At 65.0% G+C, this 23,431-nt stretch carries 19 protein-coding genes; 7 read left to right on the forward strand and 12 right to left on the reverse strand.

Features of this window, described 5'->3' with window-relative positions:
• Nucleotides 1-38: 38 nt before the first annotated feature.
• Together FW796_RS19680 and FW796_RS19685 are read left to right on the forward strand one after the other, a co-directional pair.
• Entirely contained in the window at nucleotides 39-1,454 is a 1,416-nt protein-coding gene (locus FW796_RS19680; protein WP_446439843.1) for an MFS transporter, read from the forward strand.
• A 37-nt stretch (nucleotides 1,455-1,491) separates the two neighbouring features.
• Nucleotides 1,492-2,811 (forward strand): DUF6687 family protein, encoded by a 1,320-nt coding sequence (locus FW796_RS19685; RefSeq protein WP_446439844.1) that lies wholly within the window; start codon nucleotides 1,492-1,494, stop codon nucleotides 2,809-2,811.
• A gap of 113 nt (nucleotides 2,812-2,924) precedes the next feature.
• Here the strand turns inward: FW796_RS19685 and FW796_RS19690 are convergent, their stop codons facing one another.
• Entirely contained in the window at nucleotides 2,925-6,197 is a 3,273-nt protein-coding gene (locus FW796_RS19690; protein WP_446439845.1) for a carboxyl transferase domain-containing protein, read from the reverse strand.
• Between the two features lie 49 nt (nucleotides 6,198-6,246).
• Nucleotides 6,247-7,953, reverse strand: a complete 1,707-nt coding sequence (locus FW796_RS19695; protein WP_446439846.1) for an AMP-binding protein — start codon at nucleotides 7,951-7,953, stop codon at nucleotides 6,247-6,249.
• Between the two features lie 161 nt (nucleotides 7,954-8,114).
• Between FW796_RS19695 and FW796_RS19700 the strand changes: the two genes are divergently transcribed.
• Both FW796_RS19700 and FW796_RS19705 read left to right on the forward strand, forming a co-directional pair.
• Complete coding sequence (locus FW796_RS19700) at nucleotides 8,115-9,032, forward strand: LysR family transcriptional regulator (RefSeq protein ID WP_446439847.1); 918 nt, start codon at nucleotides 8,115-8,117, stop codon at nucleotides 9,030-9,032.
• A gap of 130 nt (nucleotides 9,033-9,162) precedes the next feature.
• A complete protein-coding gene (locus tag FW796_RS19705; protein ID WP_446439848.1) occupies nucleotides 9,163-9,780 on the forward strand; it encodes a class I SAM-dependent methyltransferase in 618 nt (205 codons plus the stop codon).
• Between the two features lie 109 nt (nucleotides 9,781-9,889).
• Here FW796_RS19705 and FW796_RS19710 read toward each other — a convergent pair whose 3' ends face one another.
• From FW796_RS19710 to FW796_RS19730, 5 genes are all read right to left on the reverse strand, one after another.
• Nucleotides 9,890-10,369: a copper chaperone PCu(A)C gene (locus FW796_RS19710; RefSeq protein ID WP_404936866.1), complete on the reverse strand. Its 480-nt coding sequence runs from the start codon at nucleotides 10,367-10,369 to the stop codon at nucleotides 9,890-9,892.
• On the reverse strand, nucleotides 10,369-10,974 hold the full coding sequence (locus FW796_RS19715) for an SCO family protein (RefSeq protein WP_346633014.1): 606 nt from the start codon (nucleotides 10,972-10,974) through the stop codon (nucleotides 10,369-10,371). The genes FW796_RS19710 and FW796_RS19715 overlap by 1 nt, the downstream gene beginning before the upstream one ends.
• 226 nt (nucleotides 10,975-11,200) lie before the next feature.
• The gene (locus tag FW796_RS19720) at nucleotides 11,201-11,617 is read right to left on the reverse strand and encodes an NUDIX hydrolase (RefSeq protein ID WP_404936865.1); all 417 of its coding nucleotides are present in this window, start codon (nucleotides 11,615-11,617) and stop codon (nucleotides 11,201-11,203) included.
• Nucleotides 11,618-11,807: 190 nt separating this feature from the next.
• The gene (locus FW796_RS19725; RefSeq protein ID WP_446439972.1) at nucleotides 11,808-12,443 is read right to left on the reverse strand and encodes a LysE family translocator; all 636 of its coding nucleotides are present in this window, start codon (nucleotides 12,441-12,443) and stop codon (nucleotides 11,808-11,810) included.
• Between the two features lie 84 nt (nucleotides 12,444-12,527).
• On the reverse strand, nucleotides 12,528-13,337 hold the full coding sequence (locus FW796_RS19730; protein WP_404936864.1) for an AraC family transcriptional regulator: 810 nt from the start codon (nucleotides 13,335-13,337) through the stop codon (nucleotides 12,528-12,530).
• A 398-nt stretch (nucleotides 13,338-13,735) separates the two neighbouring features.
• On the opposite strand from FW796_RS19730, the gene FW796_RS19735 reads away from it, so the two are divergent.
• Nucleotides 13,736-14,239 (forward strand): hypothetical protein, encoded by a 504-nt coding sequence (locus FW796_RS19735; RefSeq protein WP_346633011.1) that lies wholly within the window; start codon nucleotides 13,736-13,738, stop codon nucleotides 14,237-14,239.
• A gap of 84 nt (nucleotides 14,240-14,323) precedes the next feature.
• On the opposite strand, the gene FW796_RS19740 is transcribed toward FW796_RS19735, so the two are convergent.
• The gene (locus FW796_RS19740; protein WP_404940007.1) at nucleotides 14,324-14,923 is read right to left on the reverse strand and encodes a helix-turn-helix domain-containing protein; all 600 of its coding nucleotides are present in this window, start codon (nucleotides 14,921-14,923) and stop codon (nucleotides 14,324-14,326) included.
• A 44-nt stretch (nucleotides 14,924-14,967) separates the two neighbouring features.
• A complete protein-coding gene (locus FW796_RS19745) occupies nucleotides 14,968-15,129 on the reverse strand; it encodes a hypothetical protein (RefSeq protein WP_185073897.1) in 162 nt (53 codons plus the stop codon).
• 344 nt (nucleotides 15,130-15,473) lie between these two features.
• Here FW796_RS19745 and praB point away from each other — a divergent pair, with 344 nt between their 5' ends.
• A complete protein-coding gene (gene praB / locus FW796_RS19750) occupies nucleotides 15,474-15,965 on the forward strand; it encodes an alkane oxidation protein activator PraB (RefSeq protein ID WP_346633010.1) in 492 nt (163 codons plus the stop codon).
• A 197-nt stretch (nucleotides 15,966-16,162) separates the two neighbouring features.
• A complete protein-coding gene (locus FW796_RS19755; RefSeq protein WP_446439849.1) occupies nucleotides 16,163-17,110 on the forward strand; it encodes an ABC transporter substrate-binding protein in 948 nt (315 codons plus the stop codon).
• A 90-nt stretch (nucleotides 17,111-17,200) separates the two neighbouring features.
• Here FW796_RS19755 and atzF read toward each other — a convergent pair whose 3' ends face one another.
• The 3 genes from atzF to FW796_RS19770 all read right to left on the reverse strand — a co-directional run bounded on the left by atzF (nucleotide 17,201) and on the right by FW796_RS19770 (nucleotide 23,428).
• The gene (gene atzF, locus FW796_RS19760) at nucleotides 17,201-18,979 is read right to left on the reverse strand and encodes an allophanate hydrolase (RefSeq protein WP_446439850.1); all 1,779 of its coding nucleotides are present in this window, start codon (nucleotides 18,977-18,979) and stop codon (nucleotides 17,201-17,203) included.
• A 33-nt stretch (nucleotides 18,980-19,012) separates the two neighbouring features.
• Nucleotides 19,013-22,591 (reverse strand): urea carboxylase, encoded by a 3,579-nt coding sequence (uca, locus tag FW796_RS19765; RefSeq protein ID WP_446439851.1) that lies wholly within the window; start codon nucleotides 22,589-22,591, stop codon nucleotides 19,013-19,015.
• A gap of 195 nt (nucleotides 22,592-22,786) precedes the next feature.
• Nucleotides 22,787-23,428 carry an urea amidolyase associated protein UAAP2 gene (locus FW796_RS19770; RefSeq protein ID WP_404936859.1) on the reverse strand — a complete coding sequence of 214 codons (642 nt, stop codon included), beginning with the start codon at nucleotides 23,426-23,428 and terminating at the stop codon, nucleotides 22,787-22,789.
• Nucleotides 23,429-23,431 lie beyond the last annotated feature (3 nt).

Below are 23,431 nucleotides of genomic sequence, written 5' to 3' on the forward strand. Positions count from 1 at the left end.
CAGTGCAGCTTCATCGAACAACCCGAAGGGAGCAAAGCATGGCTTCGACAAGCGGATGGTCGGCACTGTTACTGGGCAAGAACGGACTGCGCTCGGCAGCCCTGGCCGGTGGCGTGGCACTGCATGCAATCAACGTGTACCTGGTCACCACGCTGTTGCCTTCGGTGGTCAAGGATATCGGCGGCCTGGACTATTACGCCTGGAATACCACCTTGTTTGTGGTGGCCTCGATCATCGGCTCGGTGCTGTCCACCCGAGCTCTGGGGGTACTGGGGCCGAAAGTCGCCTATGCCCTGGCCGGGCTGGTGTTCATGCTCGGTTGCGGCCTGTGTGCCCTGGCCCCGGACATGGGCTGGCTGATCTTCGGGCGCAGCGTCCAGGGGCTGGGCGGAGGGCTGTTGTTCGCCTTGCCCTACGCGATGATCCGGTTGGTATTCGATGAGCCGCTCTGGCCCCGGGCAATGGCGCTGATTTCCGCCATGTGGGGCGCGGCCACCTTGATCGGCCCTGCAGTGGGCGGGGTCTTCGCCGAACACGGAGCCTGGCGTGCGGCGTTCTGGGTGCTGCTGCCGTGCACCTTGCTGTTCATGCTGTTGGCGATCGCCCTGTTACCGGGGAAAAGCCGTGAAGCGGCGCCGCGCAGTCCTATTCCCGGCCTGCAACTGGTGTTGCTGACGGCGGTGGTGCTGGCGATCTCCATTGGCAGCATTACGCCTTCACCCGGGTACAACGCCTTGGGCCTGGGAGTCGGCCTGGGCCTGCTGCTGGTGGTGGTGCTCGTGGAAAACCGCTCCCGCAAACGTCTCCTGCCCCGTGACAGCCTGAAGTCCGGCAGCCCCTTGCTGGCGCTGTACCTCTCCATGGCGCTGCTGGTGGTGGGCATGACCAGCGAAGTCTTTGTGCCGCTGTTCCTGCAAGTGCTGCACCAGCAGACTCCCTTGCTGGCGGGTTACATCGCCGCGCTGATGGCGGCCGGTTGGACCCTGGGGGCGATCTTCAGCTCCGGCCTGAGCCCCCGGGGTGCGTCCCGCGCCATCGCCAGCGGGCCATTCCTGGTGGTGGCCGGTCTGCTCCTGGCCTGCCTGTTCATGCCCGCTACGGCTACGCCAGTCCTGAGTCTGGGGGCGGTGTGCCTGGCCATGTTGCTGGTGGGCACAGGGATCGGCCTGGCGTGGCCGCATCTGTTGTCCCGGGTCCTGGAAAACGCTACCGATGATCAGAAGGAGCTGGCAGGTGCCTCGATCACCACCGTGCAACTGGTGGCCACGGCCCTGGGCGCTGCGCTGGCCGGGATGATTGTCAACCTGGCCGGCCTCAGCTCCACCGCAGGCGTTGCCGGTGCGGCCCAGGCCGCGGCCTGGCTGTTCGGTCTCTATGCCGGGGTGTCGGCACTGCTGTTTATCAGCATGCGCCAGGTCCGGCGCAGCCATGCCCGGGCCCTGGCCGAGGCTTGAAGCCTACCTGGATTCATCACTTGGCAAGGACGTACAGATGAACAGCCTCAATACCGCAAGTCAGGAACAGGGTTGGCTTTTCGATCCGGGTGTCGCCCCAGTATTCGCGCACCTGGACCTCAGGCTGCTGGGAGGACGCGCCATCGGCATTGCCGACAATCAGTTCACCGATCTGCTCAGCGTTCTCGGCGGCCCCGGCTGCGGGGTGCGCAATGGCAACCCCAGGGATTTGCGCCAGGAGAATCTGCGCCAGTTCAGTTATCGCCTGGACGGTTCGGGGGAACTCAAAAGCACAACGCCGGCGCTGCGGGAGCTGCCCCAGAGACTGACCTCCGGCGCCGGCGAAGCGCCGCTGGAGCTTGGCCTGCAACCCTGGCGCCTGGGGCCCCACAGCCCCTACGGATTCCTGCCCCTGGGCCAGACCCGCAGACGGGACAATATTTCCCTGGACTCCATCGACAATCCGGCCACTGTGCTGACCCTGTCCCATTGGCCGGCCAACAAGACCCCCAGTGCCTACAAGGCCAACCTGTCCACCGCCAGTGCCCTGATTTTTCTTCAGCAGGGGCTCAGGGTGGAGCCGGCGCAGGTGATCACCAGCGACCATTTCGATCTTGACGGACTGGCCTCGGTCTACGACTTCCTGGCCCCCGAGCATGCTCTGCGGCACCGTCAATTGCTGATCGATATCGCTCGACTCGGCGACTTCACCCGGGGCACTTCGCCCCAGGCCCTGCACTGCGCCTTTACCCTGCATGCCCTGGCCGCCCGAGTGCGCAGCGACAGTCAGGGTGGCAACGACCGGCAACTCATGGCGCGCTTCACCGCACTGCTGCCGCAACTGGCCGATGTGCTGGATAACACCCGGCGTTACGCCGAACTCTACCGTCCGGCCATGCAGGACCTGCAGCGCAGCACGGCGCTGGTGGAGCATCCCGCCACACGGATCGAGGAATACCCGGATATCGATTTGGCGATCTTTCGCCTGCCGCAAGGGGCATGGCAGGGCGAGGGCGAGTACTTCGGCCTGTCGCCGGTGGCCTTGCACAATCGCAGTCGCTGCGCGGTGCTGGCCATCGTCAACCAGGGGCGCATCGAAATCCGCCAGCGTTACGAAAGCTGGGTCGAGCGCAGCAGCGGCATTCCCCGGGCCCGTCGGGACCTGGCGATTTTCGCCCGGGCCCTGCAGGAAACGGAGCGTACTCCAGGGCAGTGGCACTACGACGGGGTGCAGGCAATCATGCCGAGCCTGAGGTTTGTCGCCGACCGGCCCAGCAGCCACTCCAGCGACAAGCTGCTGGCCGAACTGCGCCAGTTCCTCGACCAGGCCCCGGTGGCCTGGGATGCCAACCTGTAGGAGCCTGCTTGCCGGCGAAGCGGCTTTTGAGGCTTGTGTTGCTCTTGCGGGCGTCTTCGCTGGCAAGCCAGCTCCTACCAAGCCAGCTGCGGTACAGGCCGGCTGCGGGTGGGTTACCAGGTGTCGATGAAGCCTTGGGGGCGCTCGGTCCAGGGTAGCGGCCGGGGTGCTGCCTGCAGGCCGCGAAGCAGCCAGGAGCGGCTGTCCAGGGGGTCGATCACGGCGTCGATCTCCAGGTAGCTGGCCATGTTCAGGGCCTTGCCCTGGGCGTAGGCCTTGGCCACCAGTTTGTCGAACAGCGCCTGACGCTCCAGGGGCTCGGGCTGGGCTGCCAGTTCCTTGGCAAAGCCCAGGCGTACCGCACCCTCAAGGCCCATGGCACCGAACTCGGCGCTGGGCCAGGCCACGGTGAACATCGGGTTGTGGAAGCTGCCGGCCGCCATGGCCTGAGCTCCGAGGCCATAGCCCTTGCGCAGCACCAGGGTGAAGAACGGCACCGTCAGGCTGGCGGCGCTGACGAACATCCGCGACACATGGCGCACTGTGGCTTGCTGTTCCGATTCGGGCCCGACCATGAACCCCGGGGTGTCGCACAGGGACACCAGGGGCAGGCCGAAGGCTTCGCACAGGCGCATGAAGCGCGCGGCCTTGTCGCCGGCCGCGGCGTCGATGGCGCCCCCCAGCACCGCTGGGTTGTTGGCGATCAGGCCAAAGGCCCGGCCCTCGATCCGGATCAATGCGGTAATCAGCCCCGGAGCGAACTGGCGCCGCAACTCCAGCACGCTGCCACGATCGGCAAGGGTCTGGATCACCCGGCGAATGTCGTAGACCCGCAGGCGGTTTTCCGGGATCAGCTGGCGCAGTTCCCGCTGGTCCGCGCAGTGCCAATCCTTGAGCGGCCCCTGGAAGTAGCCCAGGTATTGCTTGGCCACCGCCACGGCTTCGGCCTCGTCCTTGACCAGAACATCGATCACGCCATTGGGGCCTTGTACCGATGCCGGGCCCACTTGCTCGGGAGTGAAACTGCCCAGGCCGCCGCCCTCGATCATCGCCGGGCCGGCCATGCCGATGCTGGCGTTGGCCGTGGCGATGATCAGGTTGCAGCAGCCCAGCAGCGCGGCGTTGCCGGCAAAACAGCGGCCTGAAGCGATGCCCACCGTCGGCACCCAGCCGGAGAGCCGGGCCATGGCGGCAAAGGTATGGCAGTCGAGCCCCGCGACCCCGACAAAATCGCTGTCGCCGGGGCGACCGCCGCCGCCTTCGGCAAACAGCACCACCGGCAGCCGCCACTCCTGGGCCAGGCTCAGCAGGCGGTCGGTTTTCTTGTGGTTCATCACCCCCTGAGTGCCAGCGAACACCGTGTAGTCGTAGGCCAGGGCCAGGCAACGGGCAGACGGGCCGTCAAACAGCTCGGCATTGACCGTGCCGATGCCGCCCACCAGGCCGTCGGCGGGGCTCAAGGCTTGCAGTTCCTCGAGGCTGCGCCGCCGGCGCTGAGCCGCCAGGGCCATGGCGCCGTATTCCATGAAACTGCCCGGGTCCAGCAGGTCGTCGAGGTTCTCCCGGGCGGTGCGCTGGCCAGTCTTGCGGCGCTTGGCCAGCGCTTCCGGACGCTGGGCGTCCTGCAACAGGGCGTGGCGTTGGCGGACTTCGGCCAGATCGGCGCGGATCAACTCCAGGTCAATCTGCTCTTCGCTGCACAGGCCGCTACCGGCGACTTTGGCCGGCTCCAGGAACAGCAGCGGCTGACCTTCGCTGACCGCGTCACCGACCTGGGTTGTCAGGGCCCGGACGATCCCGCTGCACTGGGTCTTGACCTCGAACTCCATCTTCATCGCTTCCAGCACCGCCACTCGCTGGCCGACCTGCAAGGTATCGCCCTCGGCCACTTCCAGGGTCACCACAACGCCGGTGCTCGGGGTCTCCAGGGCCAAGGTGCCCGGGGGCGCCTGTACGTTGGCGCGGATCTGCCCAGGGGCCAGCGGCTGTTGGGCAAAGAACAGCGACCGGTGCCCATCGGGGGCGACTTGGGCCAATGTGGCCCAGTGCTGCTCGACGAAGCCGGTGTTGACCTGATGCTCGGCCACCGCCGGATGGCGCAGCAGGTTCTGCAGTAGCCCGAGGTTGTTGGCCACGCCTTCCAGGCGGAACTCGCAGAGCGCGCGATAGGCCCGCCCCAGGGCGCTGGAATAGTCCGTGCCATGGGCGATGAGTTTGGCCAGCAGCGAGTCGTAGCTGGGGTTGACCGGGTACCCGGCATAGCCGTAGCCATCGACCCGCAACCCGGGACCGCTGGGGGGCTCATAGGCGCTCAAGGTTCCGGCCACCGGGCGGGTGCCGCCATCGGCCAGTTGTTCCTCCAGGTTGATCCGCACCTGCAGCGCAAAACCCTGGGGCGTCGGCGCTCGGGTCAGGCCCAGGCTGTCCAGGGACGCACCGGCGGCCAGGCGCAGTTGGGTGTGCAGCAGATCGATACCGGTCACCGCCTCGGTCACCGTGTGCTCCACCTGGATTCGCGGATTAGCCTCCATGAAGTAGAAGCGCCCCGGCCGCTGCTGATCGAGGAGGAATTCGAAGGTGCCAATGCCCTGGTAGTGCACCCGACTGGCCAGTTGCAAGGCGGCGTCGATCAGTTGTTGGCGCAGCTCGGCGGGCAGGTCCGGGCTGGGGGCGATCTCCACCAGCTTCTGATGGCGGCGCTGCAGGCTGCAATCGCGCTCCCACAGGTGGCTGACCGCGCCACTGCCGTCTCCCAACACCTGGATCTCGATGTGCCGAGCGCGTTGCAGCAACTGTTCGACATAGAGTGCGCCATTGCCGAACGCCGCCTGGGCTTCGGATTGGCAGCGGGCAAAGGCCTGTTCCAGTTGGCCGCTTTCGGTGACTGCGCGCATGCCCCGACCACCGCCTCCGGCCAGGGCCTTGAGCATCAGCGCGCCGTGTCGCGTAAAGAAGGCGGCCGCCTGTTCCAGGCTCACCTGATGGTTGATCCCGTCCAGCAGCGGCACCCCGCAGTCCTGGGCCAGGGCCCGAGCCGCGGCCTTGTCGCCGAACAGTTGCAGCACCTCGGGCGCCGGTCCAATGAAGGTCAGGCCGGCCTCCAGGCAGTCCCGGGCGAAGTCGGCGTTCTCGGCAAGAAAGCCGTAGCCGGGGTGAATCGCTGCACAGCCGTGCACCTGGGCCAGGCTGATCAACTGCTGCCGATCCAGGTAGGCGGCTACCCCGCGCCCTTTCAGGGGCACGGCCAGATCGGCCCGGCGCAGGTGCAGGCTGGCAGCATCGTCCTCGGCGTACACCGCGACGCTGCGAATGCCCAGGTCGGCGCAGGCCCGGGCGATACGGATGGCAATCTCGCCGCGATTGGCGATCAACAGACTCTGAAACATGGCAATTCTCACAATGGCAAAGGGCGGCTCAGGCGTTTCACACAGTCGCTCAGAGCTGTTGTTCCAGCTCGTTTTTCTTGACCTTGCCGGTGGCGGTCATGGGCAGCCTGCTCACCAGGCGGATCTCCGGCACCTTGTAGGCGGCCATCACCTGCTGGCACCACGCGGTCAGGGCCAGCGGGTCCTGGGGGGCGTCCGGCTTGAGCACCACAAAGGCCACCGGCTGCTGGCCGCGACGCTCATCGACACGGCCGATCACCGCGCTGGCCAGCACCTGGGGATGCTGGCCGAACAGCGCCTCCAGCTCGCTGGGAAACACGCTCATGCCATTGACCTTGAGCATCTCCTTGCGCCGTCCCAGGTAGCGGATAAAACCCTGTTCGGTGATTTGCCCCAGGTCGCCGGTGTGCAGCCAGCCGTCGCGCAGCACCGCTGCGGTTTCTTCCGGCCGTTGCCAGTAGCCCTGCAGCAGGGACGGGCTGCGCACGCAGAGTTCGCCTTCGCTGCCCAGGGGCAACAGGGCGCCGCTGACAAAGTCGCAGACCTTGAACTCGGTGCCCGGCACCGGCAGGCCGACAAAGGTCGGAGGGCTCTTGAGGTCGAAGTCGTCATGCTGCAGACCGGCGGTGAAGGTGTCGCAGGTGTGGGTTTCGGTCATGCCGAAGCTGAATTCGAACAGCGTGCAGCCGGTCAGTTGGCGCCAGCGCCGACGGTAGTCCGGGGTCAGCTTCTTGACGAAGGAGATGCAGCCACTGGCCCGCAGCGAGCCGAGGTCAAAGTCGGCAACGGCGGGGTGCTCCAGGACTTCGGCGGCGCTGTCCACCAGCAAGCCGCAATGGCTGACTCGGTAGTGTTCGATCGCCGCCATGAACGCCAGCGCGTCCCAGCGCGCCAGCAACACCAGGCGGCAACCGGCGTAGATGGGAAACAGCAGGCCGGCGTTTTCCCCGGCGATCCAGAACTCGGGAAGGAAATTCAACATCACGCTGCGCTGCTCCAGGCCCAGGGCCACGGGCACGTAACTGGCGCAGGTGTAGAGCATGTCGCCGTGGGTATGCACGCAGCCCTTGGGCAGGCCGGTGGTGCCGCCGGTGTAGTTCAGGGCGGCGATGTCCTCAAGGGCAGGGCGGTGCCCGGGCGTGGCGGCGCGGCAGTTTTCCAGGGCAGGGTAGAAGTCCAGAACCCCGGCATCCAGGCGTTTGGGCGCCAGCAGCAGGTCCGGCACCGGAATGCTCGGAGTCGCCGGGCACAGCTCCGACAGGCTGGTGGCCAGGATCCGGGTCAGGGCGCACGTCGGCGCGACGGCGTGGACCACATCGAGCAATTGATCGAAGCACAGGATCACCCGGGCACCGCAGTCCTTGAGCTGGTATTCCAGCTCCAGCGTGCGGGCCAGGGGGCTGACCGGAGCGTAAACCGCGCCGCACTTGAGGATGCCCCAGAAGCCGATGTGCAATTGCGGGCAGTTGGGCATGTACACCGCCACCCGATCGCCAGGGCCGACCCCCAACTCGCCGAGCAGGGCGGCGCAACGATCGGAGAGCCGATCCAGCTCGCTGTAGCTCAGGCTGTGACCGTAGAAATCCACGGCCACGGCATCTCCTCGCAGCTGGGCCCAGGTCCGCAGGTACTGGGTGAGCGGTTGCCGGCCGTGGGGATATTGCGCAGTACGCGGTGCTCCCTCGGGCCAGGCGGCCTGCTGCAAGGCGTGAAGATGCTGCTGATAGGCCGCGAGATGCTGATCCGCAAGGTCCATGGTGCCTCCTGATTTTTGTTATGGGCGGGGCCATCTTAGGCAGCCCCCGCGGGGTCACAGAACCGACGGTTATTCATCGAGATTCATGAATGCGCTACATGGTTCGGTCCGCCATGGCGGACTGTTAGCCTGCACCGGGTCGAGACTGCGAGGACGCAACCATGAACTCACCGCATGAATGGTCGGGGCTCAGCCGCCTGGACTTGAACCTGTTCCGGGTCTTCGAGGTGGTGTACCAGGAGCGCAACCTGACCCGCGCCGCCTCGGTTCTGCACCTGAGCCAATCGGCCATCAGCCACGCCCTGGCGCGCCTGCGGGCGCAACTGGATGACCCGCTGTTCGTTCGCGAAGGCTACGGCGTGGCGCCTACGCCCCTGGCCAAGCAACTGGCGCCGGGCATCCAGGACGCCCTCAGCGGCCTGCGCCGCAGCCTCAACCCAAACCAGGCCTTCGACCCCCGGCGTGACCGCCGGCGCTTCACCCTGAACATGCCGGAACAACTGGAGCCGGTGATCCTGCCGTTGATCCTGGCGCACCTGAACCGCGTCGCCCCGCACCTGGAGGTGCGCAGCACCAGCGTGCATTGGGCCGACCTGAAGCTGGAGATGATTGCCGGACGCATCGACCTGGCGATCGAACTGTCACGCCTGACCGATCCGCAGTTGCAACAGCAATTGCTGCTGCAGGATTCCTTCTGTGTGATGGCCGGCCCCGGCTTCAGCGGCGAGCTGACGGTGGAACGCTACCTGGCGGCCGAACATGTGGCGGTGACCTCCCGGCGCCGAGGCATCTGCGTCGAAGACCTGGCCCTGGGGCACCTGGGGGTGGTGCGGCGGATCCGCCAGCACTGCCAGCATTTCCTCACCGCCGCGCAACTGGTGGCCCAGGGCGACTTCCTCCTGACCCTGACCCGCAACAATGCGCAACTGATCAATGCCGGCCTGAACAACCGCATTCTCGACATGCCCCTGACCCTGCCGCAGGTATGCCTGAACCTGTACTGGAGCAAGCAGGTGCAGAACGAATCGGCCAACCGCTGGTTGCGTGGGCAACTGCTGGAGCTGGCGGGGCGCACTTGAAGCGGTCTTTTATCAAGTGGACAACACCGGGGACAGCCGTTTCGCGGCCCGACGGTACCACCTACTTCGCCTTGCCCCCTGCTGCTGTGCTGTAATCCGCAGCCACCGAACAGCACAAGGAAGCCCGTGGATGCACGAATCCGCTCGTCACATCGTCGATCTGTACCAGCGTCATGCCCAGGTCTGGGACCGGGCGCGGCAGGCCAGCACCCCGGCCTTTCACAGTGAACAAGCCTGGTTCGAGCGCTTTCGCCAGGTCATGGGTTCGGGCCGACAGGTACTGGACCTGGGCTGCGGAGGTGGCGAGCCGGTAGCGCGCTATCTCATCGAGCAGCAATACGCGGTCACCGGCGTCGACAGCTCCGCCGCCTTGCTGGAGCAGTGCCGCCAGCGCTTTCCCCAGCAGCAATGGATCAACGCCGACATGCGCGGTCTGGCCCTGGACCAGGACTTTGCCGGCATCCTGGCCTGGAACAGCCTGTTCCACCTGAGCCCGGATGATCAGCGCGCCATGTTCGCCGTGTTCGAACGCCACGCCGGCCCGGGCTGCGCCCTGATGTTCACCAGCGGACCTGCGGCAGGAGAGGCCATCGGCGAGTTCGAAGGCGAGGCCCTGTACCACGCCAGCCTGGACCCGGGGGAATATTGCACCTTGCTCGACACCCATGGTTTCGAGGTGGTGCAGCAGGTCAGTGAAGACCCGGAGTGTTGTGGGCTGACGGTGTGGTTGGCGCGGGGGATTTATTGAGGTTCCGGCGGCCCCGTCTCTTGGCAAGGCACAGGGCAAAAAAAAGCCGGTTTCCGTTGAATAGAAACCGGCTGTATCAGGTCTTGGGAGCGCTTTCGCTCACCGTACTTTAGTGCTTCATCATGCTGTGATCCGGCGCATTCAGCGCTCGGGCTTGGGCTTCGACCTTGATGGTTTCCTTCTCGCCCTTGGCGTTTTCCACTGTCAGGGTCAGGGGCACTTTGTCGCCGGCCTTGATCTGGCCGGTGAGCTCCATGAGCATCACGTGATAGCCGTGGGTGTCCAGGCTGACTTTCTGCCCGGCCGGCAGAGCCACGGCGTCCACTTGCTGCATGCTCATCACGTCGTTGTGCATGCTCGACTGGTGGATCTGCACGTTCTTGGCCACGGGCGATTGCACTTCAACCAGCTTGCTGTCGCTGCTGGCGGTGAGGTCCATGAAGGCGCCGCTGGCGTGCTGGCCAGGAACCGTGGCGCGGACCCAGGCATTGTCCACCTGGGTCGCGGCGCCGGCGGTGCCGGCCAGGCCCAGCAGGGAGAGCATCAGCAGGGCGGATTTAATCCGGGATGGGCGACGTTGCGAGTTCATTAGCAGACCTCCATGACGGTGAGCAGATCTTCCGCGCACTCTTGGGCGTTGAGGGACTGGGACAGACCCAGGCGCAAGGTGCCCCGGGAGTCGTAGACGAAACTGGTGGCGGTGTGGGACAGGGTGTAGGTCGAACCGCTGGGGATCTTCTCGTAGAACACGCCGAATTCCTTGGCGGTGGCCGCGGTTTCTTCCAGGGTGCCGTAGAGCGCCTCGAAGCTCGGGTCGAAGGCCTTGACGTAGGCGTCCAGCACCTCGGGCGTGTCGCGCTCGGGGTCCAGGGTGATGAACACCACTTTCAGGCGTTCGCCGTCACGGCCCATGAGCTTCTTGGCCTGGGCGGCGCGGGCCAGGGTAGTGGGGCAGATCGCCGGGCACTGGGTGAAGCCGAAGAAGATCATCGGCATCAGGCCACGGTAGCTGGACAGCGACTTGGTTTCGCCCTGGGAGTCGGTGAGTTTGAAGGTGCGGCCAAGAATCTGATTGCTCAGGTCCTTGCCATATTTGAAGGACAGTCGGGGACTGTTGTCGCAACCGGCGAGCAGGCCCAGGCCGAGCACCCCGGCGCTGGTAAGCAGGGTGCGGCGAGTCAGCAAAACACTCATGAAATAACGCCCTTTGAACAGCCAGACAGGCAAAAACCCGCGCATGGTAACAAACAGACGAAAGCGGCGGCGGGCTAATTAGACCAATGCCTGCGGCCATCGGTCGCAGCCTGGGCTGAGGATTGTGCCGACTCAAGGGCAATGTCGATCGTGGTCGGGAGGCGCGCAGCGCTGTTGCCGCCAGGCCCTGGACGAGCAGCCTCAGGGCCTTGGGCGATATGCGCGTTCAATCTTCCAGCGCCGCGATCTGCACCAGCGCCCGCACGGCGACGCGGGTGGCCAGGGTCAGGGGCTTGGGCAGCCGGTCCAGCTCGAACCAAGCGATATCGCTGTGCTTGTGCGGCTCGTTGTTACGCGGCTCCATGGCCGGGGCCGAGGCCAGGTACACCGGGGAAACCCAATGCTCCTGCCGTTCGGGGTCGATCTGGTCCGCCACGCATAACAGGCTGACGCCTTGCAGGGTCAGTCCGAGCTCTTCGAGGATTTCACGGCGCATGGCCTGCTCCGCCGGTTCCAGCCAGTCGACCTTGCCACCGGGCAATCCCCAGCAACCGGCTTCGGGGTCCCGCAGGCGCTTGACCAGAAGTAACTGGCCGTCGCGGACGATGGCGGCGCCGCATCCCAGGCGGGGCTGTTGAGACATGGCGGTGCTCCTGTGCGTTGGGGGAGGGGCAAGGCCCGTGGTCCTGCCCGGCAGTTGCTGTGCGGTTCGCACACTATCGACTGTCGAGGATGACAACCGCGTGTTGCATTGTTGTTTATTTGTAACTTTCAAGGCGAAGGGCTCTAAGCCGCTTCAGTCCCCGGCCTGGAACCCGACTGCAGTGCTCGACTCAGTGGCGAAAAAGAGTGGCCGCGATCACTGCCAGTGCCAGGAAGATCAGGATCACCCCGGTGATTCGTTCCAGCCAGGGCAGGGCCCGAGAGAAGCGTTCCCGCACCCGGCCATTGCCAATGGCCAGTGCCACCAACAGATCCCACAACAGCACTACGCTGAACATCCACAGGCCATAGACCAGTTTCCAGCCGGTGCTGGTCTGGGTACCCACCAGGGAGGCCAGGCTGACATAGAACAGAGCGTTCTTCGGGTTGAGCAGACCCGAGAGCAGGCCTATGCCCAGGCCTCGCCACCAGGTGGCCCGGGGCAGCGCCCGGGTGTCGCCCTGGGCATCCACCGCTGCCAGGGAGCTGGCGCCGGCATGACGGATGAACAGCCAGCCCAGGTAAAGCAGGTAGCCACAACCGGCCAGCTGGATCACCAGGAACAACCCGCCGTCGGGACGCAATACCGAGACCCCGCCAAAGGCCAGGACAATGAACAGGCCGTTGGCCAGGGCGATGCCCAGGCAGGCACCGGTGGCCGCTTTCCAACCGGTGGCCATGGACAGGCGCGCCACCAGGAAAAAGTCCGGCCCTGGGGAGAGCAGGGCGAGAAAATGCGCAGCGGCGACCAGCAGGAACTGTTGCAACATGGAGGCAGACTTCCAGAGACGTGAGGGGCTGGAAGTGTGCTGGGCGTGGGGACCGGGGTATTGAAGAAAATTGCGCGGTCTTCAGCGCTTGTACAAACCCGGTGTGACACCGACATGGGCCTTGAACACGCGCTGGAAATGCGCCTGGTCGGCAAAGCCCAGGCGCTGGGCCAGGGCCGCTGGGGGCTCGCCGGCCTGCAGTGAGGTCCGGGCCTGGATGATGCGCTGGTTCAGTTGGTAGGCGTGGGGTGTCATCCCGGTGGCGGCGCGAAAGGCCCGGATCAGCTGGTAGCGGCTGATGCCGGCCAGCGTCGCCAAGCGCTCCAGAGGGTGAGCCTGTTGCGCCTCCTGTTGCAGAAATTGCATGACCCGTCGCACCCCGACGCTGGCCCGTGCCGGGTCGGCGGCGTGGGCAATCACCGGCTGCCCCTGGAGTGGAAAATCGCCAATGAACTCGATCAGCGCAGCTTCCTTGTCTTGCCAGCTGGCAGCGCAGAACAGCAGGTCGTTGAGGCGGCAAAAACGCTGGTACAGCTGCTCATCGTGGCTCAATAGCACTTGGCCAAGCGCCGTTACCGGCTGCTGCTGCGCTTCCAGGCGCACGCCTTCGACCCAGCGCGGGTCCAGGTGCAGCATCTGGTAGCTCCAGGCAGTGTCGGGCTGGGGATTGCAGGCATGAGCGCAATGGGCCGGGACGATTACCACGCTGCCGGCCTTTATCAGGGTTGGCCCCTCGGCACCGCCGCTGAACAGGCTGACACCCCGGTCCACGGCGCCGATGGACACTGTCGGGTGGCTGTGGGCCCTGTAGTTGGCGCGGCTGTCACAGGCTCGACGGCTTTCTACGTAGGGCAGGTTCGGGTCGCGCCAGAATTGCGCTGAAGGCGTCATGGTGCAGGTCTGCGGTAAGGGGAGCGGGCGGGTAGGCTAACAGGGTGGATTGCAAGGGTGCCAGTTAGCGCTGAAGGAGGGTTCACCGGCATGCCGGGGTCTACGCAAGTAGAGCGTTGAAAAAAACCGTGGCTGGGTTAGACCGTTTATTTCTCTGGGTTATGTAGATAGCTGTTTTTCACATATCCAAAGCAGGCGCAATGACGCTGCAAAACCATTTCCATCCGCTATGGAAGACAGGTCGATGCAACAGTGGAAGTTCTCGGCTGCGCCACGCTGAAAAGCGGGTCGCGACAGCCGTTGCCGCTGCTGGACCGGCCTCTTGCCGACCCTGCGGCGTTCCATAGAATCCGCTCCATTCGCTTCATCCAACTATCGATACTTCAGGGAACAAGATCATGATGAACGCCATGCAGATGCCAATGAACACCGCCATGCCGATGATGCCGATGATGGGCATGCCGATGATGATGGCGACCATGAGCTGCGAGATGCTTGAAGACGGCATGCAGTGCAAGATGATGCCGGCCGCGGGCATGGACATGGCCATGTTCAAGAACAGCGCCGAAATGCTGCAGATGATGATGAACTGCGGCATGCCGATGATGATGCACTGCGCCAACATGAGCATGCTGTGCATGTCCCAGACGGCCATGGCCATGCCGATGATGAACATGATGATGCCCATGCCGATGATGGGCATGCCGATGCCCTCGATGAAGTGCGTGATGGAATGCACCCTGATGGCTGACGGCATGCTGTGCAAGCTGATGCCCATGGCCGGCATGAACATGGACATGATGAAGAACTGCTGCGCCCTGATGATGAAGATGATGAACGATTGCAGCATGCCGATGATGATGAGCTGCAATGGCATGCCGATGATGTGCTGCACCTGTTAAGCCAGCAGCGGTTGCATGCAAAAGCCCGGCGGGGATGACTCCCTCGCCGGGCTTTTTATTGCGTGGGCTTATTGCGTGGGCTGATCAGTCCAGGCACTCGGGATGGGTCACCACCAGATAGGCCACGGCCTCGCTGTCCGCCGGGTTGCGATAACGATGGGGCTGGTCGGCGTAGAACAGGATCGAATCCCCAGGAGACAGTAGATAGCGCTCCTCGTTGACGCTGATTTCCAGCACGCCCTGGGCCACCACCAGATTTTCCTGAACCCCCGGGCCGTGGCCTTCGCAGCGGTCTTCACCCAGGGGCGCGATGCGCAATTCGTAGAATTCCGATTGGCGCGCCACATCGAAGGGAAACAGCGCACGGCTGACGAAGGCGCCATTGGCGCTGACCAGGCGTTTGCTCTGGCTCGCCGTGAGCAGCGCGACCCCTTCGAAGGCCCGATGCTCGAGAAAGGCCGCCACTGAAACTTTCAGGCCCTTGGCGATTTTGCACAGCACCTTGATCGACGGCACGCTGCGCCCGGACTCGATCTGCGCCAGCATCGCCCGGCTCACGCCGCACTGGCGGGCCAGGGCATCCAGGGACAGATGGCGCTTGCCACGCAGGCGCAGCAGGTTCTGCGCGACTCGCTGGCTGATGGGGTCTTCGTCCTGGGCATGCAGGGGCGCAAGGTCCAGCAGCGGCGAGGCATCGCTGGCCAGAAAGCGCGAGGGGTCTTGAGCGTTCACCCGTGGCGGGTCTCATTGCCGTGCTGGGCCTGAACCCATTGCATGGCCTGGCAGGCGGCATTGCGCGCATAGATTTCCCACATCAGCCGTGCCCGTTGCTGAGCCTGTTTGCGTTTGCGGTAGCTGGCCAGGTCGATGAGGTTGTCAGTCGGCTGCATGGTGGGCACTCACTGTGATGACGAGGAGTCGGTGGAGCTGAGAGTACGTGGATATTCATATAGCCATAAATAATCAATATTCATTTATTAATTCTTTTCGGGTCTATATCAGTCGTAGCGACTCTTGCGCCGAAACCCGAGCAACGGCGAAATTAAAAAATATTTTTGAATGTATATTTTGAATTCGCTCGAAGTGTGATGCTATCGCGTACCTCCTGGCTGCCCCTGCGCAGCGGTAATAGCTCTGAAATTTGGCTGGAAAGGGATGTCCTGCCGTTTCTCGTGACTTCTCGATCACGGCCATTACCCGGCGATCTCCATCGCCCTATCTGCGAGGAATAACAATGAAAAACCTGAATGGTCTGTTTGTTGCCAGTACGCTGATACTGGCTTGCACAGTCGCCTCTCCCGCGCTGGCCGACCCGCACTTCACCCCTGTGGTGTATTTCCAGGGGCATGGCACCATCCGTTTGCAAACCCCCGCCACGCTCCAGCAGACGATCGTCTGCAACATCAGCATCGACGGCTCGGTCAATCCGGTGTACAGCGCCAAAATCACTTCGGCCAGGTTCGCGGGCAGCTCGCCCTTTTGCTCGTTGCTGGTAGCCAAGAGCCTTTCCTGGCCGATGTACATGGATAGCCAGCTCAGCGGCGGCATTTCGGAGATGGGGCTGGCCCTGACCGGAACCTCCTCGAACTGCGGGATCAATACCATCCGTATCCAATGGAACAATGCCACCTCCAGCTTGAACGCCTCCAACCAGTCGCTGGGCGGCTATTGCAAGCTCATCTCCCTGGATGTGGTGATTTCACCGCAGTTGATGGTGGTGTATTGATCCCCGGTCGCGGCTAACCCGGTTGCACCTGCCCTGAGGCCTTCGGTCCCGGGGCTCTGGACGCCAGCTGCGGTCCGCTGCTGGCCAGGGCGCGCTCAAGGCTCTCTTAGCTTATGCAAAAAGAGAATTTCAGGACGGCCTGTCAAGACCGTTATGGTCTATGCGAATCCCTGATCCCAGTCCAAGGAACCGCCCCCATGAACCTCTCACGACGCCTGCGCGAATTGCTCGCCAGCGCCTTGCTCCTCACTCCTCTGGCCCAGGCCGCCGAACCTCTGGTGCTGAATATCGGCGATCAGAACTACTACAACATTCGCGCCTCGGTGGAGGCCTCCGGGGTACTGCAAGGTGCACCCTACAAGGTCGAGTGGAGGCACTTCCAGGCAGCGGCACCGCTGGCCGAGGCCCTGAATACCGGCGCGCTGGACCTGGGTTTTCTCGGTGACTCGGGTTTTCTGTTTCTGGCGGCCAAGCAGGCGCCAGTGAAGCTGATCGGTGTTTCCCGACAGAATCCGGACACCATTGCGCTGTTGGTGCCCAAGGATTCACCGGTAAAAAGCATCGCCGACCTCAAGGGCAAGAAAGTCGCCTATTGGCCCGGCGCCTGGAGCCAGCAACTGACCCTGCGCGCCCTGGAGCAGGCCGGCCTGCCGGAAAACCATGTGGACTTCGTCAAGCTGATGCCCATCGATGCTGCAGCGGCCTTTCCCCAGGGCGGTATCGATGCGTTCCCGGTGTGGGAACCCTACATTTCCCAGCAGATTGTGTTCTCCGGTGCGCGTCCGATCCTCACCGCCCGCAACCTGATGCCCGGTCTCAGTGCCGTGGCGGCGTCCACCGCGGCCGTGGACAGCAAGCACGCGGCCATTGCCGACTTTCTCGTGCGCCTGAAAAAGGCCCGGCAGTGGGTCGACACCCACACCGACGAGTACGCCGATCTGTGGGCGAAGAAAGCCAACCTCGACCAGAGCGTATCCCGCCACTGGTTGCGCCAGGCCCACCTGACCCTGGGCCCGGTGGACCCGCAGGCAGCCTCGGACCTGCAAAGCACCGCGGACTTCCTGTTCAAGGTCAAGGCCTTGCCGGCGCCTTTGGCCACCGCGCCGCTGATTGATCATTCGTTCCAGCAAGCCCTGGCGGATTGATTCCTCGATTTCTACCGGCGCTGGCTGCCAGCCAAAGTGCCTGCGGGACCGGCGCAAGGCTCAAGGGCTGCTTCGCCGGCAAACCAGCTCTTACGGGTGTTGTTTGAGGTAAGCGCGCCAGCCCCCCAGGTGGCTGATATCGACGGCGCCCTCCAGGCCACAGGGCTCGCAGATAAAGCCGGTCTCCCAGCGGCCGTCAGCCAGTTGCACCTTGCCCAGTCCCAGGGGCGCGGGGATGCCGTTGAGCAAGGAGCCCAGTTCGCTGCTGGGCAATTCCCAGACTTCCACGGCAATCGCTACACCGCCTTCCTTGACCCGGACCATGCCCGGGCGCCGGACGGGACCGCCCGCCAGGGCGTGCAGGCGATAGTCCGGGGAGCTGTGGATGGCTTCGATCAGCCGGGCACCGCGCCGGGTCAGTTGGCTATTGAGGGGCAGGCCTTCCAGGTGTGCGCCGCACACCACCAGTTGCACCCGGTCATGGCGCGCCGGGGTGGACGGGGCAGGGGCCGGTAAGCCTTGCCGGCGCTGCATCGCGTCAGCCAGGCTCAGCAGGTACTGATCGGTAAAGGCCCGGCCAAACAGGGTCACGCCCCAAGGCAGGCCGTTGTTCATGAAACCACTGGGCACGGCGACGGCGGCGTAGTCCAGCAGGTTCATGAAGTTGCTGTAGTAACCCAATTCAGCGTTGCGCAGCACGGGCTCGGCCTCCAGTTCGGCCAGGGTCACCGGGCGGCCGAGGGTGGGCGTGAGCACACAATCGAGACCGGCCAGGAGTGGGTCGCACCGGGCCTTCAAGGCTTGCAAGCGGTACTGGGCATTGAAGGTCTGCACGCCGTCCACCTTCGGGGCCTTGGCCAGTACCTGGTGAATCACCGGCAGCACGGCATCGGGTTGCTGCTGCATCAGTGTGCCGGCGACGCTGTAGCGTTCGGCAACCCAGGGGCCGTCGTAGAGCAGGCGCGCAGCCTCCAGAAAGGGCGACAGATCCAGCTCCTGCGCTTCGCCGCCCAGGGCCTTGAGTTGTTCAATGGCGTCGTTGAACAACTGCGGGCCTTCACTGCAGCCGAAGAACTCCAGGTCCTGGGCCCGAGGCACGCCAAAGCGAAAAGGCCGTGGCGCGCCAAAGGCTGAGGCGTCATTCCACTGAGGGTTGCGGCGGCTGTAGCAATCGCCGGGATCGAGGCGGGCGCACAGGGCCAGCAGCTGGCTGGCTTCCCGCGCTGTGGCGGTGAAGGTGGAGACGCAATCCAGGGTGCGGCAGGCCGGTACCACACCTGCGGTGGACAGCAGCCCCTTGCTGGGCTTGAGCCCCAGTAGATTGTTGAGCGCCGCCGGTATCCGGCCGGAGCCGGCGGTGTCGGTGCCCAGGGCGAAGCTGCAGACGCCCAGGGCCACCGCCAGGGACGAACCGGCGCTGGAGCCGCCGCTGGGATACTCGCCCAGCACGCTATTGGGGCAGGCGCCATAAGGCGAGCGGCTGCCATTGAGCCCGGTGGCGAACTGGTCGAGGTTGGTCTTGCCCAGGGGGATCGCCCCCAGGTCCAGCAGTTGCTGGACGATGGTGGCCGAACGCTGCGCGACATAGGCGAAGGCCGGGCAGGCGGCCGTGGTGGCAATACCGGCCAGGTCAATGTTGTCCTTGATGGCAAAGGGCACGCCATACAGGGGCAGGCTGTCGAGGTCGCGTTGCTCCAGAGCGGCCAGGTAGGGCTCGAGTTCCGCGTTGCTGAGCAGGTGGATGAACAGGTGATAGTCGGGGTTCAACGCTGCGGCCTTGTCCCGCAGGTGCGTCAGCAGTTTGCGAGGGGTGGTGCGACCGTCACGGTAGGCGGCGCGCAGGGCATCGAGTTGCAGATTCACAGTCATGGTCAGGGTCCATCGAATAAGGGGAAGAACGACTCAATCCAGTTCCAGCACGGCGACCCGCTGCCCGGCGCGTACCGCCGAACCGGGTTGCCCACGGATCTCCCGGACCACGCCGGCCAGGGGCGCCACGAGCGCAATTTCCATCTTCATCGACTCCAGGATTACCAGCACGTCACCGGCGGCGACCCGAGTGCCCGGGCTGACCCGGACCTGCCAGAGATTGCCGGCGATCTGGCTGTCGACACTGTGCTGGCCGCTTTCCAGAGGCGGCTCCAGGTCCTCTTGCACCGCCACGTCCTCTGCCTGGTAATGGGCCTGGCCATTGGTGATCCAGCGTTCGCGCTCGGCATTGAACGCCGTCTGCTGCTGGTGCCGGAAGGCCTCGATGCTGCCGGCTTCGCGGTCCAGGAAGGCCTGGTAGTCGGCGAGGTTGAGCTGACTGGGCTGGATCTCCAGAGTATAGCGCCCCAGGGGGAAGTCCCGGCGGATGCGCGCTAGCTCGGCGGCGCTCACTGGGTAGAAACGGATCTGGTCGAAGAAGCGCAACAGCCAGGGCCGGCCCTGGAACGCCGCCACCTCGCGGTAGCGATTCCACATCTGCAGGGTGCGCCCGACGAACTGATAGCCGCCGGGGCCTTCCATGCCATACACGCACAGATAGGCGCCACCGATGCCCACCGAGTTCTCCGCGGTCCAGGTGCGGGCCGGGTTGTACTTGGTGGTCACCAGTCGATGACGCGGGTCCAGAGGCGTTGCCACCGGTGCGCCAAGGTAAACATCTCCCAGGCCCATTACCAGGTAGCTGGCGGCGAACACGGTGTGCTGCACCTGGGCCAAGTCGGGCAAGGCGTTGATGCGACGGATGAACTCCAGGTTGCTCGGGCACCAGGGGGCATCCTTGCGCACTGTGGTCATGTATTTGTCGATCGCCAACTGGCAGGCCGGATCATCCCAGGACAGCGGCAGGTGGACGATCCGTGACGGCACCTGCAGGTTCTCGGTGGCGCATACGGCGGTCCATTCGCCAGCGATGATCGCCAGCAATGCAGCCAGGGGCAGTTGTTCCGGCCGGTAGTGCAGTTGCAGCGAGCGGATGCCCGGGGTCAGGTCGATCACCCCCGGCAAGGCCTTGGCCTCCAGGGCCTGCATCAGTGCATGGCCGCGAAAGCGCAGCACCAGGTCCAGCTCCGCGGCGCCGATTTCCAGCAGCAGGTGGGTGTCCCCGGACAGGCGCGCCACCAACCGGCTGGCGTCCTCGCCGATGTCCAGCACCACCGGGGAGCGCAGCGGTTCGGCGGCGGGATTGTCCGCCAGTTCCAGGTCATGCAGCGCAGCCTGCCGGGCCTGTTCCAGGGAGACCGGGAAGAACTGCAGTAGGTCCCCGGCCTTGAGCTGACCCAACTGCCACAGGTCGGCCTCGATCACCGTCACCGGGCAGACGAAGCCGCCCAGGCTCGGGCCGTCCGGGCCGAGGATCACCGGCATGTCCCCGGTGAAATCCACGGCGCCGATGGCGTAGGGGTTGTCATGGATATTCGACGGATGCAGCCCGGCCTCGCCACCATCGCTGCGGGTCCACTCGGGCTTGGGGCCGATCAACCGGACCCCGGTGCGGCTGGAGTTGAAGTGCACCTGCCACTGGGTGTTGAAGAAGGTGTCGATGTAACCCTGGGCAAAGTATTCCGGCGCGCCGTGAGGGCCATAGATCACCCGGATTCGCCGGACTGTGGGGAGCACGGTGACCTGTTCCAGGGGCAGGCTATGGCCACTGGGGCCCGCCTTGAGCGGCAGCAGGTGCAGCACATCGCCGGCCCGCAGGGCGCGGCCGCCGTGACCGCCGAACTGGCCCAGGGTGAAGGTGCTCTTGCTGCCCAGGTAGTCGGGAACCTGCACGCCACCACTCAGGCACAGGTAGCTGCGGGCGCCGGGGCCGCTGATCTGGCCAATGCTCAGGGTGGCCCCCGCAGGGATCGACAGCACGCTGTTCATCGGCTGTGCAACGCCGTCCAGGCTCAGGGCAATGGAAGCGCCGGTGACCACAACCCGCGCTGTGCAGTTGAAGCGCAGCAGGGGGCCGCTCATGGTGATTTCCAGGGCCGCTGCACCTTCGGCGTTACCCAGCAAGCGGTTGCCTGCACGCAAGGCGCGGCTGTCCATCGGCCCGGAGGGCGGTACGCCCACAGCCCAGTAACCAAGGCGTCCCGGGTAGTCCTGGACGCTGGTCTGGGTGCCGGGGCTGAGCACCTCGAAGGTCGAGGCGCGGTACACCAGGCCATCCAGGCAGCGGGTCCAGGGCTGGCCACTGGCGAAGGGCGTATCGACGAGGATCTGCCGCAGGTAGTCGCGGTTGTGTTCCACGCCGTACAAGCGGCTCTCGCCCAGGGCGTGATGCAGGGCCAGGCGTGCGCTTTGCCGGTCCTCTGCCCAGCTGATGAGCTTGGCGATCATGGGGTCGAAGTAGGGCGGGATCTCACTGCCGCTTTCCACCCAGGTGTCGATACGCAACTGGCGGCCATCGGCGGCGGGGAACTCCACCTGGGTGAGCAGCCCTGGGCTGGGCTGGAAATCCCGGCCCGGGTCTTCGGCGTACAGCCGCGCCTGGATTGCATGGCCGCGGGGTTCCAGGCCTTCTTTCAAGGTGCCCAGAGGCGGCAGTTCACCGGCCGCCAGCTGCACCATCCAGCGCACCAGATCCACGCCCCAGACCTGCTCGGTGACGCCATGTTCGACCTGCAGGCGGGTGTTCACTTCCAGGAAGTAGAAACGCTGGTCGTGGCTGTCGAAGACAAACTCCACGGTGCCGGCGCTGCGGTAGTTCACCGCCTGGGCCAGGGTGATGGCGGCGGCGCACAGAGCCTCGGCCATGCCCTGGGGCAGGTTCGGCGCCGGGGTTTCCTCCAGGACTTTCTGGTTACGGCGCTGCACCGAGCAGTCACGTACGCCCAGGGCGATGACCTGGCCCTGGCCGTCGCCGAAGACCTGCACTTCCAGGTGCCGGGCCCGGGGGATGTATTTCTCGATGAACACGCCGCTATCGCTGAAGTTGTTCTGCCCCAGGCGCTTGACCGCCTCGAAGGATTCCCCCAGCTCGTGCGCATCATGGCAGACACGCATGCCGATGCCGCCCCCGCCGGCGGTGCTCTTGAGCATCACCGGGTAGCCGACCTGCGCGGCGGCGTGCAGTGCGGCGTCGAGGTCGTCCAGCAGGTCGCTGCCTTCCAGCAGTGGCACCCCGTATTCCCGGGCCAGGGCCCGAGCGGTGTGCTTGAGGCCAAACACCCGCAACTGCTCCGGGGTCGGGCCGACAAAGGCGATGCCGGCCGCTTCGCAGGCTTCGGCGAAGGCAGCGTTTTCCGAGAGGAAGCCGTAGCCCGGGTGAATGGCGCTAGCGCCGCTGGCGCGAGCGATGGCGAGGATTTTTTCCACGTCCAGGTAGGTCGCGGCGGCCGGGCCTTCACCGAGGCTGTGGGCCTGGTCGGCCTGGCGGATATGCAGGCTGGCGGCGTCGGCCTCGGAATAGACCGCGACCCCCTGGACTTGCAGCTCGCGCAAGGTCCGCAGGATACGGCAGGCAATGGCACCACGGTTGGCGATCAACAGTGTTTCGAACATGGCATGACCCCTGGGGGCGAGTGCTGGACTGCCCCCCACTGGGATGCGGGCCGTCCCGCAGCTTTCGAGTCAGCCCCCGGGTCGTCCCGGGGGCCAGGGTGCAGTCAGCTGGCAGGGCAGGGCCCTAGCGCTTCAGGCATTGAGCGGAACGGCTCTGGCACAGGGTGTATAGCCAGCGACGCAGGCGCGCGATCTTCAGTTCCATACCAGTAGCTCCGCAGGGGTGGGGTTGTAGGCGTTGCAGGGGTTGTTCAGTTGCGGGCAGTTGGAGATCAGGACGATGACGTCCATCTCGGCCCGCAGGTCGACGTACTTGCCCGGCGCGGAGAGTCCGTCTTCGAAACTCAGGCCGCCGTCGGCGGTAACCGGCACATTCATGAAGAAATTGATGTTGGGCCCCAGGTCGCCCTTGGCCAGGCGACCGTCATGGACACAGGCCCGCAGGTAGTTGTCGCGGCAGCTGTGCATGTGGCGCTTTTCCAGGGCGTAACGCACGCTGTTGCTCTCCTGGGCGCAGGCACCGCCCAGGGTGTCGTGGCGGCCGCAGGTGTCGGCCACCAGGGTCAGCATGGGCCGGCCGAGGTTGGAATAGAGCACGCTGCCGGTGCTCAGGTAGACCCGCTGCTGCCGGCGCAGGGTGCGCTGTACGTCATAGCGCTCCTTGGGATTGGCCAGGCTGTAGAACAGGGTGTCCACGGCCTGGTTGCCTTCCAGGTCGAGGATGCGCAGGGTCTGCCCGGTCCTGAGTTCCATCAGCCAGGGTTCGCCGGCGGGAATGGTGGCGCGGTACTGCGCGGTGTCCGGTGAGCGTTCAAGGGCGGCAAGTGCAAGCGACATGGG

It is taken from the genome of Pseudomonas sp. 910_21, from assembly GCF_052850735.1.

Coding starts and splice junctions, on each gene's coding strand:
- FW796_RS19680 (WP_446439843.1), top strand. CDS start 39: ATGGCTTCGACAAGCGGATGGTCGGCACTGTTACTGGGCAAGAACGGA.
- FW796_RS19685 (WP_446439844.1), top strand. CDS start 1,492: ATGAACAGCCTCAATACCGCAAGTCAGGAACAGGGTTGGCTTTTCGAT.
- FW796_RS19690 (WP_446439845.1), bottom strand. CDS start 6,197: ATGTTTCAGAGTCTGTTGATCGCCAATCGCGGCGAGATTGCCATCCGT.
- FW796_RS19695 (WP_446439846.1), bottom strand. CDS start 7,953: ATGGACCTTGCGGATCAGCATCTCGCGGCCTATCAGCAGCATCTTCAC.
- FW796_RS19700 (WP_446439847.1), top strand. CDS start 8,115: ATGAACTCACCGCATGAATGGTCGGGGCTCAGCCGCCTGGACTTGAAC.
- FW796_RS19705 (WP_446439848.1), top strand. CDS start 9,163: ATGCACGAATCCGCTCGTCACATCGTCGATCTGTACCAGCGTCATGCC.
- FW796_RS19710 (WP_404936866.1), bottom strand. CDS start 10,369: ATGAACTCGCAACGTCGCCCATCCCGGATTAAATCCGCCCTGCTGATG.
- FW796_RS19715 (WP_346633014.1), bottom strand. CDS start 10,974: ATGAGTGTTTTGCTGACTCGCCGCACCCTGCTTACCAGCGCCGGGGTG.
- FW796_RS19720 (WP_404936865.1), bottom strand. CDS start 11,617: ATGTCTCAACAGCCCCGCCTGGGATGCGGCGCCGCCATCGTCCGCGAC.
- FW796_RS19730 (WP_404936864.1), bottom strand. CDS start 13,337: ATGACGCCTTCAGCGCAATTCTGGCGCGACCCGAACCTGCCCTACGTA.
- FW796_RS19735 (WP_346633011.1), top strand. CDS start 13,736: ATGATGAACGCCATGCAGATGCCAATGAACACCGCCATGCCGATGATG.
- FW796_RS19745 (WP_185073897.1), bottom strand. CDS start 15,129: ATGCAGCCGACTGACAACCTCATCGACCTGGCCAGCTACCGCAAACGC.
- praB (WP_346633010.1), top strand. CDS start 15,474: ATGAAAAACCTGAATGGTCTGTTTGTTGCCAGTACGCTGATACTGGCT.
- FW796_RS19755 (WP_446439849.1), top strand. CDS start 16,163: ATGAACCTCTCACGACGCCTGCGCGAATTGCTCGCCAGCGCCTTGCTC.
- atzF (WP_446439850.1), bottom strand. CDS start 18,979: ATGACTGTGAATCTGCAACTCGATGCCCTGCGCGCCGCCTACCGTGAC.
- uca (WP_446439851.1), bottom strand. CDS start 22,591: ATGTTCGAAACACTGTTGATCGCCAACCGTGGTGCCATTGCCTGCCGT.
- FW796_RS19770 (WP_404936859.1), bottom strand. CDS start 23,428: ATGTCGCTTGCACTTGCCGCCCTTGAACGCTCACCGGACACCGCGCAG.